This is a genomic window from Agrobacterium sp. DSM 25558, from assembly GCF_900100825.1.
Classification (GTDB): domain Bacteria; phylum Pseudomonadota; class Alphaproteobacteria; order Rhizobiales; family Rhizobiaceae; genus Agrobacterium.
Map to the genome: position 1 here is coordinate 37,197 of NZ_FMUD01000020.1, position 15,482 is coordinate 52,678.

Sequence of the window (15,482 nt, forward strand, 5' to 3'; positions counted from 1 at the left end):
TGGAAAACGGAATGATAACATGCAGGAACGCTCCTTGCGCACGGAGCCTGTACAAGGGGGCGCGGTGGATCATCACGACACCATACAGCTTGAAGCTTTTGAACTGACGCTTGAGGATATCGCGAGGGCCGATATTGAAAAGCTGCATGCTCTGTCTGTCGGCGTTGGCTGGCCTCACCGCCCCAAGGACTGGCACATGCTTCTTGAAAACGGCAACGGTGTCGTTGCTGTCGATTCCATTGGACGGCTTGCAGGCTCGGCCATGTGGTTTGATTTCGGACAAAGCTTTTCCACGATTGGTATGGTCATAACGCCACCGCGGCTTCAGGCCAGAGGAGCCGGAAGTTGGATGATGCTGCATGTTATGCAGCAGGCTGGCAAGCGGCAGTTCGGGCTGAACGCCACCCGTGCCGCCAAGCGTCTTTACCAGTCCATGGGTTTCATGATCGAAAAGACGGTGTTTCAGTGTCAGGGTGAGGCAACACCCATCGCTACCCCTCGACTTCCAGGCGGCACTACCCTGCGCGCGCTGACATCAGGCGATGTCGATGCAATCCTAACGCTTGATGAGAAAGCCTTCGGTGCCAGTCGTAAGACGCTGTTTAAGTCATTGCTGCCGGTTTCCAAAGGTGTCGTGCTGATGCGAGAGCAACGCATCGCGGCTTTCTCTCTCTGTCGTCGTTTCGGGCGCGGCGCATTGATCGGCCCGGTCGTCGCCTTCAACGAGGCTGATGCCATCGCCGTCACGCATCCGCATGTGATGGATCATGCGGGCCAGTTCCTAAGGCTTGATACGCGAGAGGAAAGCGGCAATTTCCCGCAATATCTCGCGCGCTCCGGTATAGCCGTTTTCGATACGGTCACCACCATGTCGCTTGGCGGGTCTTGGATGCGAGAGAGCGGCGGCCAGCAGGGTTTGCAGCCGAAGACCTGGGCACTTGCCAGCCAAGCGTTTGGTTGAGTCAATTTCGACGCTGTTAAAAAATGGTAAGCTCGCGCTGGGCACGAAATCCTCAATTTTCACAATGCGAAATGGCTGAATCTGGAGCATCGTTGCTACCGCCTGAAAGACCACGGTTCTCACGGCTTGGCCAGCCGCCTCAACCGCGCTTGGCAGCCCTATCTATTCCATGCGATGTTGACCATATCTTCGGTTTACTCCGAATACATTGATCGGAAATGGCAGCACCTTCGATGAACCAAACAAACGGATGGTCCTGGGAATCTCTACGTCGGAACTATCTGACGATCCCTACTCTGCTGCGCTCGATACCCGTCGGCATCGTCATCGCAGCGGGGGTGCTCGCGACGACGTGGACTCATACCCTTCTTAGTGACCACCAGGATATGGTCGTTCACACCTACGAGGCAATCGATACAACAAAGGATGTGCTCATCGCTCTCGACGATGCAGAGACCGGGCAAAGGGGCTATCTGGTCAGCAGTGACCGGCAGTACCTCGCGCCCTACGAAAAAGCACTGGGCCGACTACAAACGCTGCGCGCCGATTTGTTGACCAGGATATCCGACAATGAAATCCAAGTGACTAGGGTCAAGCAGCTCGGTGTGCTGATCGACAAGAAGCTGGGCGAATTAAGTCAGTCCATCACGCTCCACGATACCGCTGATGCCGATGCGGCGCGTGCGCAGGAGAGCAAATATATGGCAGAGGCGACGATGGATCGTATTCGCGACGTCATCGGCGACATTACCGTCCATGAACGCGGTTTGTTGCAGGTCCGGCAGGCCGAGGTCGAATCCGATGAACTTCGGATAAGGATTGTCGCTATCGCCATTGGACTGGCATCATTTCTGACCCGGGCTGGCGTCGAAATGTACCTGACAAGGACGCGACGATCGGAGCCAGAGGACGTAAAGCGGTCATGACCACCGATGGCGTCGCGCAAAAATAGAGCCTCTGAACCAAAATCTTCGGCGTGCGTTATTCTGCTAAATTTTGGGAGTGGCAGGCATGAGAAGACCTTGGGTTCAGTGGCTTGCCTCCTCTGGGACGCAGTTTTGCAGCATTGCCTTTTGCAGTTTTTTCGCACTCCATACCGGGGCTTCGGCCGCAGATGACGCGCCGGCAATCCCTGTGACCGCCTACAAGGCGCAGATCGAAACCATCAATCGTGTCATCAATGGAATAGGCACCGTTTCTCCACTGCAAACCGTGACCGTGCGCCCCAGAATCGACGGTCAGGTCACAGAGATCGACTTCGTGGAGGGGCAAATGGTGGAGAAAGGCAGCGTCCTGCTCAAGCTCGACGACCGCGAACTTTCCTCGGCCTTAGCTTCATCCAAGGCCAAAAAAGCGCAGGACGAAGCGCAACTCAACAGCGCACGCACTGATGCGCAGCGCTACGCGACATTGGCGGAAAAGGGCGTTGCTTCAGCATCCACACTCGAACAGAAAACCGCAGCAAGCGAGCAATACGCTGCGGCCGTTCAGTATGATGAGGCGATGATCAAAAGCGCAGAGACACAGCTGGGCTTTGCGACGGTTATTGCGCCCATATCCGGACGAACCGGGTTCAAGCAAGTCGATGTCGGGAGTGTCGTCAGCGCAAGCTCGACGGATGGGATCGTCACGATTACGCAGATGGATCCGGTCGCGGTATCGTTCGTGGCACCCGGAGACACATTCGGCGAAATCCGCGAAGCACTGAATCGCAGTGTCGCTCAAGTGACGCTCGTCACGACCGATGGCACTCGCACCCTGGCGAAGGGCAAACTCACGACAATGGACAACGCCGTCGACGCCTCGAACGGCTCCATCCATCTCAGAGCGACATTCAACAATGCGGATGGCGCATTGTGGCCGGGCTTACCCGTTGCGACCATCCTGACAGTCGAACAGAAACAGGGTGTCGTCGTACCGGACAAGGCGCTCGCCCGAGGGCGGGACGGCCTCTACGCCTATGTCGTCGGTGCAGGTGACAAGGTTGAGAAACGTGCCGTTAAAACGGCGTTCGTAACAGCGGCGCGGGCACTGGTAACCGAGGGCATCCAAGAGGGCGAACAGGTCGTCATGGACGGTCAATCGCGGATTGGTGACGGCATGAAAGTTTCGGTGACACCGTGGACCGGATTGCCGACCGGCGAGCTTGCGGAGAAAGCCGGACCATGACCGACAACCGTCCCGAAAGCGAAGCGAAGACCTCCGGTTTCTTCGACTTTTTCATCGTGCACCCGGTGGCAACCAGCCTGATCATGGCGGGCATCTTCCTCGTCGGTGCTATCTGCTATCCCTTCATGCCCGTCTCGGCGCTGCCCCAAATCGACTTCCCGACGGTCCAGATTGCCGCAAACCTTCCCGGGGCGTCGCCGGAAACGATGGCCTCCAGCGTTGCCCAGCCTATCGAGGAGGCTCTGTCGCGCGTCAGCGGCATCACTGAAATGACATCCAACAGTTCGCTTGGGACAACGTCGATTACCGTCCAGTTCGGGTTGGATCAGGATATCCAGACCGCAGCCAGTGATGTTCAGACGGCAATCAGCGAGGCGGCAGGACAACTTCCAAAAGACATGACCTCGTTGCCGACTGTGCGCAAAGCGAACCCGGCCGATGCTCCGATCATGCAATTATCCGCCAGCTCCGATATTTTGACGCTGCCTCAACTCGATGAATATATCGAGCGCAACGTCGCGTCCAAGATTGGACAGGTTTCCGGGGTGGCCTTCGTCAATATTGGCGGCAAACAGAAACCAGCAATCAGGATTGCCGTCGATCCGGGTCGTCTTGCACAGGCCGATGTGGCTTTGGAAGACGTCAGAACGGCAATCGGCAATCTCAGTTTAAGTGCGCCGAAGGGCAACATCGATGACCCGACACGGACGTTTCCGATCTACACCAACGACCAGATCGGCAGTAGTGCCGAGTGGAACGATGCCGTCATCGCTTACCGCAACGGCGGCCCTGTCCGCATCCGCGATATTGGTCAAGCAACGGATGGTGCCGAAGATAACAAGATGGCCCATTGGACAAACGGCGAGCGCGGCATAGCGCTGGATGTTTTCCGCCAACCCGGCGCTAATGTCATTGCCGTTGTCAATGCCGTGAAGGAGCAGCTGCCAGCGCTACAGGCATCGCTGCCCAAATCCGTCAAACTTGAATTGGTGACCGACCGCACGACCACGATCAGGGCATCGGTCGATGATGTGCAGTTTACGCTGATGTTGACGATCGGCCTCGTCGTCGTCGTTATATTCCTGTTCCTGCGAAATGTTCGCGCGACCATCATTCCGGTTCTGACCCTACCGATCGCACTCGTAGGCTCGCTGGCACCCATGTGGCTTCTCGGTTTCAGCCTCGATAATCTGTCTCTCATGGCGCTCGTCGTCGCTGTTGGGTTTGTCGTTGATGACGCAATCGTCATGCTCGAAAACATTTCGCGTCACATCGAGGATGGAGTCGAGCCACGCCAAGCGGCGTTGATAGGTGCAAGGGAAATTGGCTTTACTATTGTTTCAATCAGCCTTTCTCTGATTGCCGTTTTGATCCCTATCCTGCTGATGGGCGGTATTGTCGGTCGGCTGTTCCGAGAGTTTGCGGTGACTCTAACGGTTGCCATCATTATCTCCGCGATCGTATCGCTGACGCTCACGCCGATGCTGGCTTCGAAATTCATACGACCCGTGGGTGAGCATCAACGCGGACGTTTCTACAAAGCTGGGGAAGCTTTTTTTGATTATCTATCATCGCTTTACATGCGCAGTTTAAAGCCCGTCATCAGGCATCGTTTCTTAACACTCGGGGTCTTTCTGGCGACTATAGCTGCGACCGCCTACCTGTTCATCATCGCGCCGAAAGGTTTCTTCCCAGAGCAGGATACGGGCTTTATCGCAGGTCTGTCGCAGGCATCGCCAGACATCTCTTTCACTGAAATGGCAAAGCTGCAGGAGCGGGTCAGTGAAATCATCATGAAAGACCCGGCCGTATACAGCGTGTTCATGGACGTTGGCGGCGGTAATGGCGGGAACGCCCTCAATCAGGGGCACGTCAATATAACGCTCAAGCCGCTGGAAGATCGGGACGCTAGCGCAAAAACGGTCATAGATCGGCTCGGAACGGCTCTGAATGCACAACAGGGCATCAAGCTCTTCATGCAGTCGGCGCAGGATATCAATATCGGAGCGCGTCCGGCGAAAACGCAGTACCAGTTCACGCTTCAGGATGCCGACATCTCGGAACTGAGCGACTGGTCCGCCAAAGTCACAAGCAAGCTTCAAGGGCTTTCCGAACTGCGTGATGTCGGAAGTGATCAGCAGGCAGAGGCTCCCAATCTCACCATCAAAATCGACCGAGCTGCCGCAACGCTTTACGGCGTTCTTCCATCAACGATCGATGAGACCCTGTATGACGCGTTCGGGCAACGACAGGTGGCCTCCTTCTCGACCCAGACCGATACATTCCGTGTCGTCCTCGAAATTCTCCCCAGCCTGCAACGGGATATCGCGACCCTTGATCGGCTATCCGTTCGCGCAAGCAACGGAACACTCGTTCCACTTTCTGTCGTTGCCAAGTGGACGACAGACGGCACTGCACCGGTATCGATTTCTCATCAGGGCCAATCCCCGGCAGTTACGATCTCCTTCAATCTTGCCTCTAACGTTGCGTTGGGCCAAGCGACGCAAGCAATCGAGACGACGGTGGCGGACATGCACCCTCCAGCATCACTCCAGACAAGTTTTTCAGGCAGCGCAAAGGCGTTCAAGGACAGTTTGGGGACCATTCCACTCCTAATCCTGGCATCGCTGGTGGTGGTCTACATCATTCTAGGTGTGCTCTACGAAAGCCTGACCCATCCGCTGACGATCCTGTCGACGTTGCCATCTGCGGGGCTTGGTGCGCTGTTGGCTTTGCAGGTGGCGGGCTTCGATTTTGGCTTGGTGGCAATGATTGGCGTCATTCTTCTGATCGGTATCGTCAAAAAGAACGGGATCATGCTGGTCGATTTCGCGATCCAGGCCGAGCGGGACGAAGCGCTGAGCAGCGAAGACGCCATCTTGAAGGCCGCACATATGCGCTTCAGGCCAATCCTGATGACGACCATGGCCGCACTTCTGGGAGGTTTGCCGCTTGCTATCGGACACGGCTCAGGCTCGGAACTACGACAACCCCTCGGCTATGCGATCGTTGGTGGACTGCTCGTCAGCCAGTTGTTGACCCTCTACACCACACCGGTCATCTATCTTCTGCTTGATAAGCTTCGCCACCGAGATAGTGCGAATATTGAAGTTCAACCTGCGGCCTGATCGGCCACATTTGCTTGTCTGACGGACATCAATGCGACGCCATCTGTCGTCGCAACTGCCACCAGATCATCATAGTTTACGAAAGTTCGATGCGCTGTCCCATGATCAACCGAATGGGTCGCGGTGACGACAACAACGTCGGAGCCGGCGCGTTCACCAGCGAGAATTCCGGCGGGCGCATCCTCGAACACGAGGCAGTCGTGAGGATCAAATCCAAGCCTTTGAGCGCCAAGGCAATAACCTTCTGGGTCTGGCTTACCACTCACGACATCCTCGGCAGTAACGAGCACTTTCGGCAACGGAATACCGACAGCCTCAAGGCGCAGTAGAGCCAGCTTTCGCGGTGCCGAAGTCACGATTGCCCAACGATCTGACGGCAGCGATGACAGGAAGGCGCTAACGCCGGAAATGGCGACGATGCCTTCGGTCGTCGACATCTCTTCCTCAAGCAACATCGCTGAGTCTCTTGCGGCATCGACGCCGGGCAGGTTCAGTGCCGTGATCGCATCAATGGCCCGCACACCGTGGATTTTCGTCAACAGGTGGTCCGCATCGACACCACGCAGATGCGCCCAATTCCGCCAGACCCGCTCCACCAATGCGATGGAGTTGAGCAGCGTGCCGTCCATGTCAAACAGAAAGGCGTTATAGGTTTTCGTAAAGGGTATTGGTTGGCTACCGTCTGGCATGATCGTCTCAATGTCACTCGTTCATATCGATAGAAGCTTCATCACGACGCATCCAGCCGCTGGCCGCTTTCATCGAAAAGATGGAAATCTTTTGCTACGGCAGAAATGGCCAAGGTCTCGCCGATCTGGATACGCGAACGGCCGGGAACGCGGAAAACGATCACGGAGCCGTCGGGGAACGCGCCATGTACATAGCTTTCCGCGCCGACGAGTTCAACCGCATCCACCCGCACCTCTCCGCGAAATCCGCTTGTGGTAGCACTTTGATCCGCCACCGTGATATCTTCCGGGCGAATGCCAAGCGTGCGGACATTGCCGGGAAGCGATGTGCTATCGGCCAGCGACCATCCGGCACCAGCCGCCTGCCCGGTAACATGTGGCAACAGGTTCATCGACGGCGAGCCGATGAAGGTGGCGACGAAAGTCGTGGCCGGGCGCTCATACAGGTCTATAGGGCTGCCGATCTGCTCGATCCGCCCAGCATTCAGCACCACCAGCCGGTCGGCCAACGTCATGGCTTCCATCTGGTCGTGGGTGACATAAACGCTGGTCGTGGCAAGCGCGCGCTGAAGCCGGCGGATTTCGACGCGCATCTGTACGCGTAGCTTCGCATCCAGATTGGACAGTGGCTCATCGAACAGAAAGGCCGCAGGCTTACGGACGATGGCACGGCCCATGGCCACGCGTTGGCGTTGGCCGCCGGAGAGTTGGCGGGGTTTGCGATCTAGAAACTGCTCGATCTCAAGCGCCTTGGCGGCTTCGTCGATGCGCCGGTCGATCTCCTCTTTCGGCGTGTTACGATTTTTCAAACCGTAGGACAGGTTCTGGCGCACGCTCATATGCGGATAGAGCGCATAATTCTGGAACACCATGGCAATGTCGCGTTCGGCCGGTTCCAGATCGTTGACGACGCGGTCTCCGATTGAAATCTCACCGCCGGAAATGCTTTCAAGCCCGGCAATCATCCGCAACAACGTCGATTTCCCGCAGCCCGAGGGGCCGACCAGAACGATCAACTCGCCATCGGCAATATCCATCGATACTCCCTTGATGGCCTCGACAGAACCGCCATAGACCTTGCGGACATCCTTCAGGACAATTTTTGCCATTATTTTTCGGTCTCCACCAAGCCTTTGACGAACCAGCGCTGCATCAGCACGACGACGATAATAGGGGGAATGACAGCCAGGATCGCGGTGACCATCACGTAGTTCCAGGGGGTCGAGGCATCGGTGAAATCCACCATGCGCCTCAGACCGATGATGATCGTGTTCATCTTGGCGTCATTGGTGACCAGCAGCGGCCATAGATATTGGGTCCAGCCATAGATAAACAGGATCACGAAGAGCGCTGCGATATTGGTCTTCGACAGCGGCAGAAGAATATCGCGCATGAAGCGGAACGGCCCGGCATTGTCGATGCGCGCCGCTTCAACCATTTCCCCGGGTATGGTCAGAAAAAACTGCCTGAACAGGAAGGTCGCGGTGGCAGATGCCATCAACGGCAGGGTCAGTCCCGCATAGGTATCGATCAGGCCGAGATCGACGATGACCTTGTATGTCGGCAGGATGCGCACCTCCACCGGTAGCATCAGCGTGATGAAGATCATCCAGAAGAAGCCCATGCGAAACGGAAAGCGGAAGAAGACAATCGCGAATGCCGAGAGAAACGAGATGACGATCTTGCCGATGGCGATGGCCAGCGCAACAACGAAGCTGTTGAACAGCAACCGCTCAAGGCTGACGCCGACGACGCGCTCGACACCGGTGGACATGGCCTCGCCGTAGTTCTCCGCCAGATGCCCGCCGGGCAGCAGCGACATGGGTGGACGGATGATGTCGTTGGAGGTCATCGATGACGCGATGAAGGTGTAGTAAATCGGGAAGGCAACGACGATGATGCCGAGGATCAGCATCAGATGCGCGACCAGCTTCGCGACGGGGCGATTTTCGATCATGGTCTCACCTCAGCCGTAATGCACACGCTTTTCCACGAACCGAAACTGGAACGCGGTGAGCGCAATGACGATGATCATCAGAATGACGGATTGCGCCGCCGACGAGCCGAGGTTCAGGTTGACGAAGCCATCATTATAAACCTTGTAAACCAGCGTTTCCGTGGCCTTGGCCGGGCCGCCGCCGGTGACGGAATGGATGATGCCGAAGGTGTCGAAGAAGGCGTAGACGGTGTTGACGACCAGCAGGAAGAACGTCGTCGGTGCCAGAAGCGGAAAGACGATGGTCCAGAAACGGCGGCTGCCACGCGCGCCATCGATAGAGGCTGCCTCAAGCAGCGATTTCGGAATGGCCTGCAGACCGGCAACGAAGAACAGGAAATTATAGCTGATTTGCTTCCAGGCAGCAGCGGCTACCACCAGCAGCATTGCCTGATTGCCATCCAGCAGCGGATCCCAATCGATACCGTTGCGGCGCAGCAGATAGGCGAATGTGCCCATTGCCGGATTGAACATGAACAACCAGAGCATGCCGGCAACCGCCGGAGCCACGGCATAGGGCATGATCATGAGCGTGCGATAAAAACCTTTGCCGCGCACAACGCGGTCAGCAGCGGTGGCCAGCAACAGTGCCAGCCCCATGGAGACCAGCGCTGTGAACAGGCTGAAGACCACCGTCACCCTCAGCGCATGCAGATAATTCGGATCGGACAGGACCGCCGAAAAATTCGCCATTCCAACGAAATTGCTGGAAAGCCCGAACGGATCTTCGCGCATTGTTGACTGGTATAACGCCTGACTGGCTGGCCAGAAGAAGAACACCACGGTGAGAACGATCTGCGGAGCGACCAGCAAATACGGTAGGACTTTGTTGGGAAAGATGACGCTTTGCACGGCGATCTCCTGAACGGACGGACGGTTTCGCCCGCATCGTCACGATGCGGGCGAAGGAAGTTCGGCTTCGTTATTTGCCGATTGCCTGCTGAATGGCCGCGTTGCCGCGTTCAACTGCCTTGTCGAGGGCGGCTTTCGCGTCCTGTTTGCCGGCCAGCATGGACTCGAATTCCTCGTTCATGATGTCGCGGACCTGCGGCAGGTTGACGAGGCGAACACCCTTGGAATTTTCCGTCGGCGGCTTGCCCATCATCTGCAACAGCGGCGTTTCACGACCCGGGTTCTTGTCGTAGAAGCCGGACTTCTTGGTTTCATCGTAAGCCGCGATCGTCACCGGCATGTAGCCGGAGACCTGGTGCAGGCGAGCCTGAATCTTGGTCTGCGAGAGGAAGTTGAAGAACTCCGCAACACCCTTGTATTCGGCATCGCTCTTGCCACCAAACACCCACAGGCTGGCGCCGCCGGGAATGGTGTTCTGCGGTCCGTGGCCTTCGTAATAAGGCAACTGGCCGATACCGTAATTCATGCCGGTCTTGACGATATCGCCAAGCCCGCCGGAAGACTCGGTCAGAATGCCGCATTCACCAGACATGAACAGTTGCTTGGCTTCGGATGTTCGTCCGCCATAACGGAACACGCCTTCCTTTGCGAGATCAGCAATTGTCTGAAAATGCTCAACGAACAACGGCGCATTGAAAGCAAGCTTCACATCCGTGCTGCCGAGGCCATTCTCATGGCTGCCGTAAGAGACGTTATTCCAGGCGGCAAAGTTCTCCGTCTGGATCCATGTCAACCATGTCGAGGTAAAGCCGCATGCGGAGGCACCGCTGCTCTTGATCTTGCGAGCGGCTGCAAACACGTCCGGCCAGGTCTTTGGCGGATTTGCCGGATCGAGCCCGGCTTTCTGGAACGTGTCCTTGTTGTAATAAAGAATCGGCGACGACGAATTATAGGGGAAGGACAGCATGGTGCCGTCGGGCTTAGAATAATAGGCAACGATACCGGCCAGATATTTCGACTTGTCGAACTCGTATCCACCCACTTTCAGCACATCGGCTGCCGGTTTGATGGCACCTTCCGCTCCCATCATCACGCCACTACCAGCATCGAATACCTGAATGATGGCCGGAGGCTGTTTGGCGCGGAAAGCGGCAATGCCCGCATTCAGCGTTTCAGGATAGGTGCCCTTGAAGACCGGGACGATCTTATAGTCCTTCTGACCTTCATTGAACTCCTTGGCCAGATTATCGACCACTTCGTTATTGGCACCGGTCATGGCATGCCACCATTGAATTTCCGTGGCGGCGAAGGCGGTGGATGACATCAGCGCTGCGGCAGCAGTCGCGAAAATGGATGCGTAAAAGCGTTTCATACGTGTAGTTCCTCCCTTGATGCCGCCGGTGCTGTCTGCCCGGCTGGCTTGCCAACTCCGGAATCCTCCTCGATCCCGCATTTTCTCTTTCGTAGTCGATCATAGTCTCCATGAGCAATGACGAAAATAACTTTCACGCCTCAGCCTTGCCGGTCAACCCCGCGATACGACTAAGGTCATCAATGGCACCCGGTGCTGCGGCAATGACCGGGGCACCCTTGGTCAGTTTCTCGCCCTCAGTCGGGAATGGATGAAACCAGCCGCCTGCCTCCCGAACGAGGCAGAAACCCGCCATGCAATCCCACGCATGCATGTAGGGCTCGTAATACCCGACGAGCCGACCGGCGGCGACATAGGCCAGCATCAGCGCGCCGGAACCGTTGCGGATAAAGTTGCCGCCCGAAGACAACAGGTCTTCGATCATGCTCGCAACGAAAGCTGGCGTCACGTAATTATTGGCACCGATGCCGGTGACCGAATTGCGGATGGTGCGTGTGTTGTCGAGCATCAGCGCTTTACCATTCAACGTCGCACCCATGCCCAGAGCACTGCTGTAGATTTCGCTGTGACACGGCGCATTGATGACACCGACCACAGGTTCGCCACCGCTGATCACCGCAATCGAAACACACCAGTTTGGCATGCCGTTGACGAAGGGGCTGGTGCCATCGATGGGATCGACCACCCACGTAAACGCAGACGTACCGGCGATCAGACCGTATTCCTCACCCAGAAATCCGTCTTGGGGAAACGCCTTCGCAACACGGTCGCGGATGAGGTTTTCGACTTCGCGGTCGGCAATCGACACGACGTCCTGTGGATCACGCTTGGTTTCGATCACCAGTGCATCGCGGTTGTTGAAATAATCGAGCGCCATGGCACCCGCTTCCAGCGCCATTTCCTGTGCCAGCGTCAGCCGGGCCTCGATATCCTGTTGTGTGGATTGCATGAATGGATCTCTCAAAACTAAGGCCTATTGTGAAATGATGGCGATGCCGCGCTCTTTGAAGCCAATCGCGACATCCGTTGCGGGATTGATCGGCCTCTCCACCGAAGGATCGACAACGAACAGCGCGCCGGCATCCGTCTCGACTTCATATTCGATGTGGTCACCGAGATAGGCGGCACTGGTAATTCGTCCGCGAAACTCCGCTTTCGTCGCTGGCGAGAGAGTGACGGAATTTGGGCGCACCGCGAGTTGTCCGGGGCCGGGCGTTACGCCGCGGCTCGGCACGCGGTGCACCAGATCCTGCACGCGAATGACGGCCTGATCGCCTTCGATGCCCAGAACCGTGCATGGCACGACATTGGCCTCGCCCATGAAATCGGCGATGAAGGCCGAGGCGGGGCTTTCATAGAGATCGCGTGGCGATCCTTCCTGGGCGACGTACCCATCCTTCATGACGATGATGCGATCCGAGACGGCTAGAGCTTCGTCCTGATCGTGGGTCACATAGACGGCGGTGAACTGCAAACGCTGCTGCAACTCGCGAATTTCGGTGCGCACACGGCGACGAAGACGCGCATCGAGATTGGACAGCGGCTCATCCAGCAGCAGCACCTGCGGCTCCAAAACCAGCGCGCGAGCAACAGCGACGCGCTGTTGCTGGCCGCCCGAAAGCTCAGCCGGAAGCCGTTGTCCCATACCGGCGAGACCAACCAGTTCGAGGCCGCTTTCCGCCTTCTGCCGGGCTTCCTTGCGGCTGAGGCCTGATGATTCCAGACCATAGGCCACATTGTCCAGCGAGCTCATATGCGGGAACAGGGCATAAGATTGGAACACCATCGAGACATCGCGCTCGTTGGCTGGCAACATGGTCACATCCTTGCCGCCGATCAGGATGCGGCCGGAGGTGGGGTGTTCGAGGCCAGCCAGCATGCGCAGCGTGGTGGTCTTGCCGCAGCCGGAAGGACCGAGCAACGTGACAAGCGTGCCGGGGTCGATGGTCAGCGACAGATCGTGGATGGCGGTAAAGGCACCGAACTGCTTGCGGATATTCTGGAGGACGACCGAGCCGGGACGGTGGTTCATGTGGTTTTCTCCTGCGTGGCAGAGGTTGCTATCGGAGCTGAGATGGGGCTTACCGCGGTGACGGCGATGCCGTGGACGCGGTTTTCGCGACGTAATCTGCGTTCGCCGACCAGCAACTGAAAGCCGGTGATCACGGTAATCATCACCACGATCAGCATGGATGAATAGGCGATCGCGACGCCGTACTCACCGTTCTCCACCAAGCCAACGATATAGGACGTCGCCATGTTGTATTGCGCGCTGACGAGGAAGATCACGGCGCTGATGGAGGTGATGGCGCGTACGAAGGAATAAACCAGCGCAGCGGTGATGGCGGGGCGCAGCAGCGGCAAAATGACCTTGCGGATGGTGCGGAAACTGTTGGCGCGCAGCGTCATAGATGCTTCATCCAGGCTCTTGTCGAGCTGGCTCATCGCCGCAATGCCGCCGCGCACGCCAACCGGCATGTTGCGGAACACGAAGCAGGCGACAAGGATCAGCGCCGTGCCAGTCATTTCCAGCGGTGGCAGATTGAAGGCCATGATGTAGCTGATGCCGATGACCGTGCCGGGAATGGCAAAGCTCATCATCAGCGCGAATTCGAATAGCCCTCGCCCGGCAAACTTCTGCCGCACGATGACATAGGCCGTGGCTAGACCGACGGCGGCCGTCAATGGTGCGGAAATCAGTGCGATCTCCATCGTCGTCCAGAACGAGTTCCAGGCAACGCCCGTCCAGGCAATGCCGCCATCGCGGATACTGAACGAAAAGGCACGCGCGTAGTGGTCCAGCGTCAGCGAATTGTCCAGACCCCAGGTTTTGACGAAGCCGCCGAAGGCAATCATGCCGTAAACCACTACGGTGAAGATCATCCATGGAATGACCAGTGCATGGACAAAGATGGACAGTGATTTCGGCAGCGCGATATGCGATCCGGAATCCCCTTTACCTGTGACGGTGGCGAAATTCTTTCCAGCCAGCCAGAAGCGTTGCGCCAGAAAGGCAGAGAGCGTGAAGCACAGAAGAATGAAGGCGAGCACAGCGGCACGCGATGGATCGTTCTGCGAGCCAACAACGGCAAAGAATATCTCCGTCGATAGCACGCCATGGCTGCCGCCCAGCACCAGCGGATTGCCGAAATCCGCCATGCTTTCGATGAAGCCGATCAGGAAGGCATTGGCCAATCCGGGCTTCATCAGCGGCAGCGAGACGCGCCAGAAGGTGCGCCAGCGATCCGCACGCAGCGTCTGCGATGCTTCCTCCATTGATGGGCTGACGCCTTCGACAACGCCAATCAGCACCAGAAACGAGATCGGCGTAAACGACAGTACCTGAGCAATCCAGATGCCGGTCAGGCCGTAGAGCCAGCGGCTGGGTTCAATTCCGAAGAGGTCTGAAAGCCCCGTCGTCACCATTCCGGCGCGCCCGAACAGCAGCGTCAGCGCCAGACCGATTACGAAAGGCGGCGTGATGATCGGCAGCACGGTCAGCAACCGCAAGCCCTTCTTGAACGGAAAGCGGGTGCGGGTAGCGACCAGTGCGAATGCAAGACCAAGCAGCGTCGAGCCCGTCGCGGTCATGATCGCCAGCCACAGGGTGCGCCAAGCCAATCCGCAGCGATCGCCACCGATCACGCAACTCAGGCTCCAGATGGACGGATCCTGAATGTTGCGGGCGAAACCCGTTGCATTGAACGAGCCGTCGAAATCCTGAAACCCACCGACGAACATGCTGCCGATCGGATAAAAGACGAAGATCGCCACCAGAAAAACCAGCAGCGATATGGTGGCGACCACGAAGGCATCGCCCTTCATGACGCCGCGCTCCGCAAGCCCGAACGAAAAGATCAGCACGAAGAGGAAGGCCGACAGCATGGCCCCCGCGCCCATCGCCGGCTGACCATTTGCAAGCGTGCCGAACAGGGTTTCGGTGATTGTCCAGTTCCATCCGGAAAAGCCGATCGCCAACCCTTGCAGCGCCAAAAAGACCACGCCTGTACCACCTGCAAAGGCGAGGATTTTTCCGCGCAGCATGGGATTGGCAATGAACCGCGCAGCGATTGCCGCCAGCAGCGCCAACAGCGCAACCGCCAGCCATAACCGTCCGTGGCTGAAAATCTGCAACAGGCCGGGGCCATCGGCTGCGTCACTGAAGAAACCGGCAATCCATTTGAATGACAGAAAGCCGCCTTCGATCCGGTACCAGGGCAGGATGAGGAAAGCTGCACTGCCAGCAGCCAGCGTCAGGTCCAGCCTTCGGTTGCGATTGTCCATAGCGGTCGCGCATCCTTCGATGTCAATTTGA

Annotated in this window: 12 protein-coding genes; 4 read left to right on the plus strand and 8 right to left on the minus strand. The window is 57.4% G+C overall.

Going from position 1 to position 15,482, the window contains the following annotated elements:
- Positions 1-19: 19 nt before the first annotated feature.
- From DSM25558_RS17120 to DSM25558_RS17135, 4 genes are all read left to right on the plus strand, one after another.
- Positions 20-961, plus strand: a complete 942-nt coding sequence (locus tag DSM25558_RS17120) for a GNAT family N-acetyltransferase (RefSeq protein ID WP_077105906.1) — start codon at positions 20-22, stop codon at positions 959-961.
- Positions 962-1,194: 233 nt separating this feature from the next.
- On the plus strand, positions 1,195-1,887 hold the full coding sequence (locus DSM25558_RS17125) for a CHASE3 domain-containing protein (RefSeq protein ID WP_077105907.1): 693 nt from the start codon (positions 1,195-1,197) through the stop codon (positions 1,885-1,887).
- A gap of 208 nt (positions 1,888-2,095) precedes the next feature.
- A complete protein-coding gene (locus tag DSM25558_RS17130; RefSeq protein WP_244554238.1) occupies positions 2,096-3,130 on the plus strand; it encodes an efflux RND transporter periplasmic adaptor subunit in 1,035 nt (344 codons plus the stop codon).
- Positions 3,127-6,258: an efflux RND transporter permease subunit gene (locus DSM25558_RS17135; RefSeq protein WP_077105909.1), complete on the plus strand. Its 3,132-nt coding sequence runs from the start codon at positions 3,127-3,129 to the stop codon at positions 6,256-6,258. The genes DSM25558_RS17130 and DSM25558_RS17135 overlap by 4 nt, the downstream gene beginning before the upstream one ends.
- Here the strand turns inward: DSM25558_RS17135 and DSM25558_RS17140 are convergent.
- The 8 genes from DSM25558_RS17140 to DSM25558_RS17175 all read right to left on the minus strand — a co-directional run bounded on the left by DSM25558_RS17140 (position 6,243) and on the right by DSM25558_RS17175 (position 15,451).
- Positions 6,243-6,947, minus strand: coding sequence for an HAD family hydrolase (locus DSM25558_RS17140; RefSeq protein WP_077105910.1), 705 nt, complete (start codon positions 6,945-6,947; stop codon positions 6,243-6,245). The two genes, DSM25558_RS17135 and DSM25558_RS17140, sit on opposite strands and share 16 nt — an antisense overlap.
- Positions 6,948-6,988: 41 nt before the next feature.
- On the minus strand, positions 6,989-8,056 hold the full coding sequence (locus DSM25558_RS17145; RefSeq protein ID WP_077105911.1) for a sn-glycerol-3-phosphate import ATP-binding protein UgpC: 1,068 nt from the start codon (positions 8,054-8,056) through the stop codon (positions 6,989-6,991).
- Positions 8,056-8,904 carry a sn-glycerol-3-phosphate ABC transporter permease UgpE gene (ugpE, locus tag DSM25558_RS17150; RefSeq protein WP_045232774.1) on the minus strand — a complete coding sequence of 283 codons (849 nt, stop codon included), beginning with the start codon at positions 8,902-8,904 and terminating at the stop codon, positions 8,056-8,058. Before ugpE ends, DSM25558_RS17145 begins: the two co-directional genes overlap by 1 nt.
- Before the next feature lie 9 nt (positions 8,905-8,913).
- Positions 8,914-9,795 carry a sn-glycerol-3-phosphate ABC transporter permease UgpA gene (gene ugpA / locus DSM25558_RS17155; RefSeq protein WP_045232773.1) on the minus strand — a complete coding sequence of 294 codons (882 nt, stop codon included), beginning with the start codon at positions 9,793-9,795 and terminating at the stop codon, positions 8,914-8,916.
- Positions 9,796-9,865: 70 nt separating this feature from the next.
- Entirely contained in the window at positions 9,866-11,167 is a 1,302-nt protein-coding gene (gene ugpB, locus DSM25558_RS17160) for a sn-glycerol-3-phosphate ABC transporter substrate-binding protein UgpB (RefSeq protein WP_077105912.1), read from the minus strand.
- Positions 11,168-11,300: 133 nt separating this feature from the next.
- The gene (locus DSM25558_RS17165; RefSeq protein WP_077105913.1) at positions 11,301-12,116 is read right to left on the minus strand and encodes an inositol monophosphatase family protein; all 816 of its coding nucleotides are present in this window, start codon (positions 12,114-12,116) and stop codon (positions 11,301-11,303) included.
- Between the two features lie 24 nt (positions 12,117-12,140).
- Positions 12,141-13,199 (minus strand): ABC transporter ATP-binding protein, encoded by a 1,059-nt coding sequence (locus tag DSM25558_RS17170; protein ID WP_077105914.1) that lies wholly within the window; start codon positions 13,197-13,199, stop codon positions 12,141-12,143.
- Positions 13,196-15,451, minus strand: coding sequence for an ABC transporter permease (locus DSM25558_RS17175; protein WP_077105915.1), 2,256 nt, complete (start codon positions 15,449-15,451; stop codon positions 13,196-13,198). The genes DSM25558_RS17170 and DSM25558_RS17175 overlap by 4 nt, the downstream gene beginning before the upstream one ends.
- Positions 15,452-15,482 lie beyond the last annotated feature (31 nt).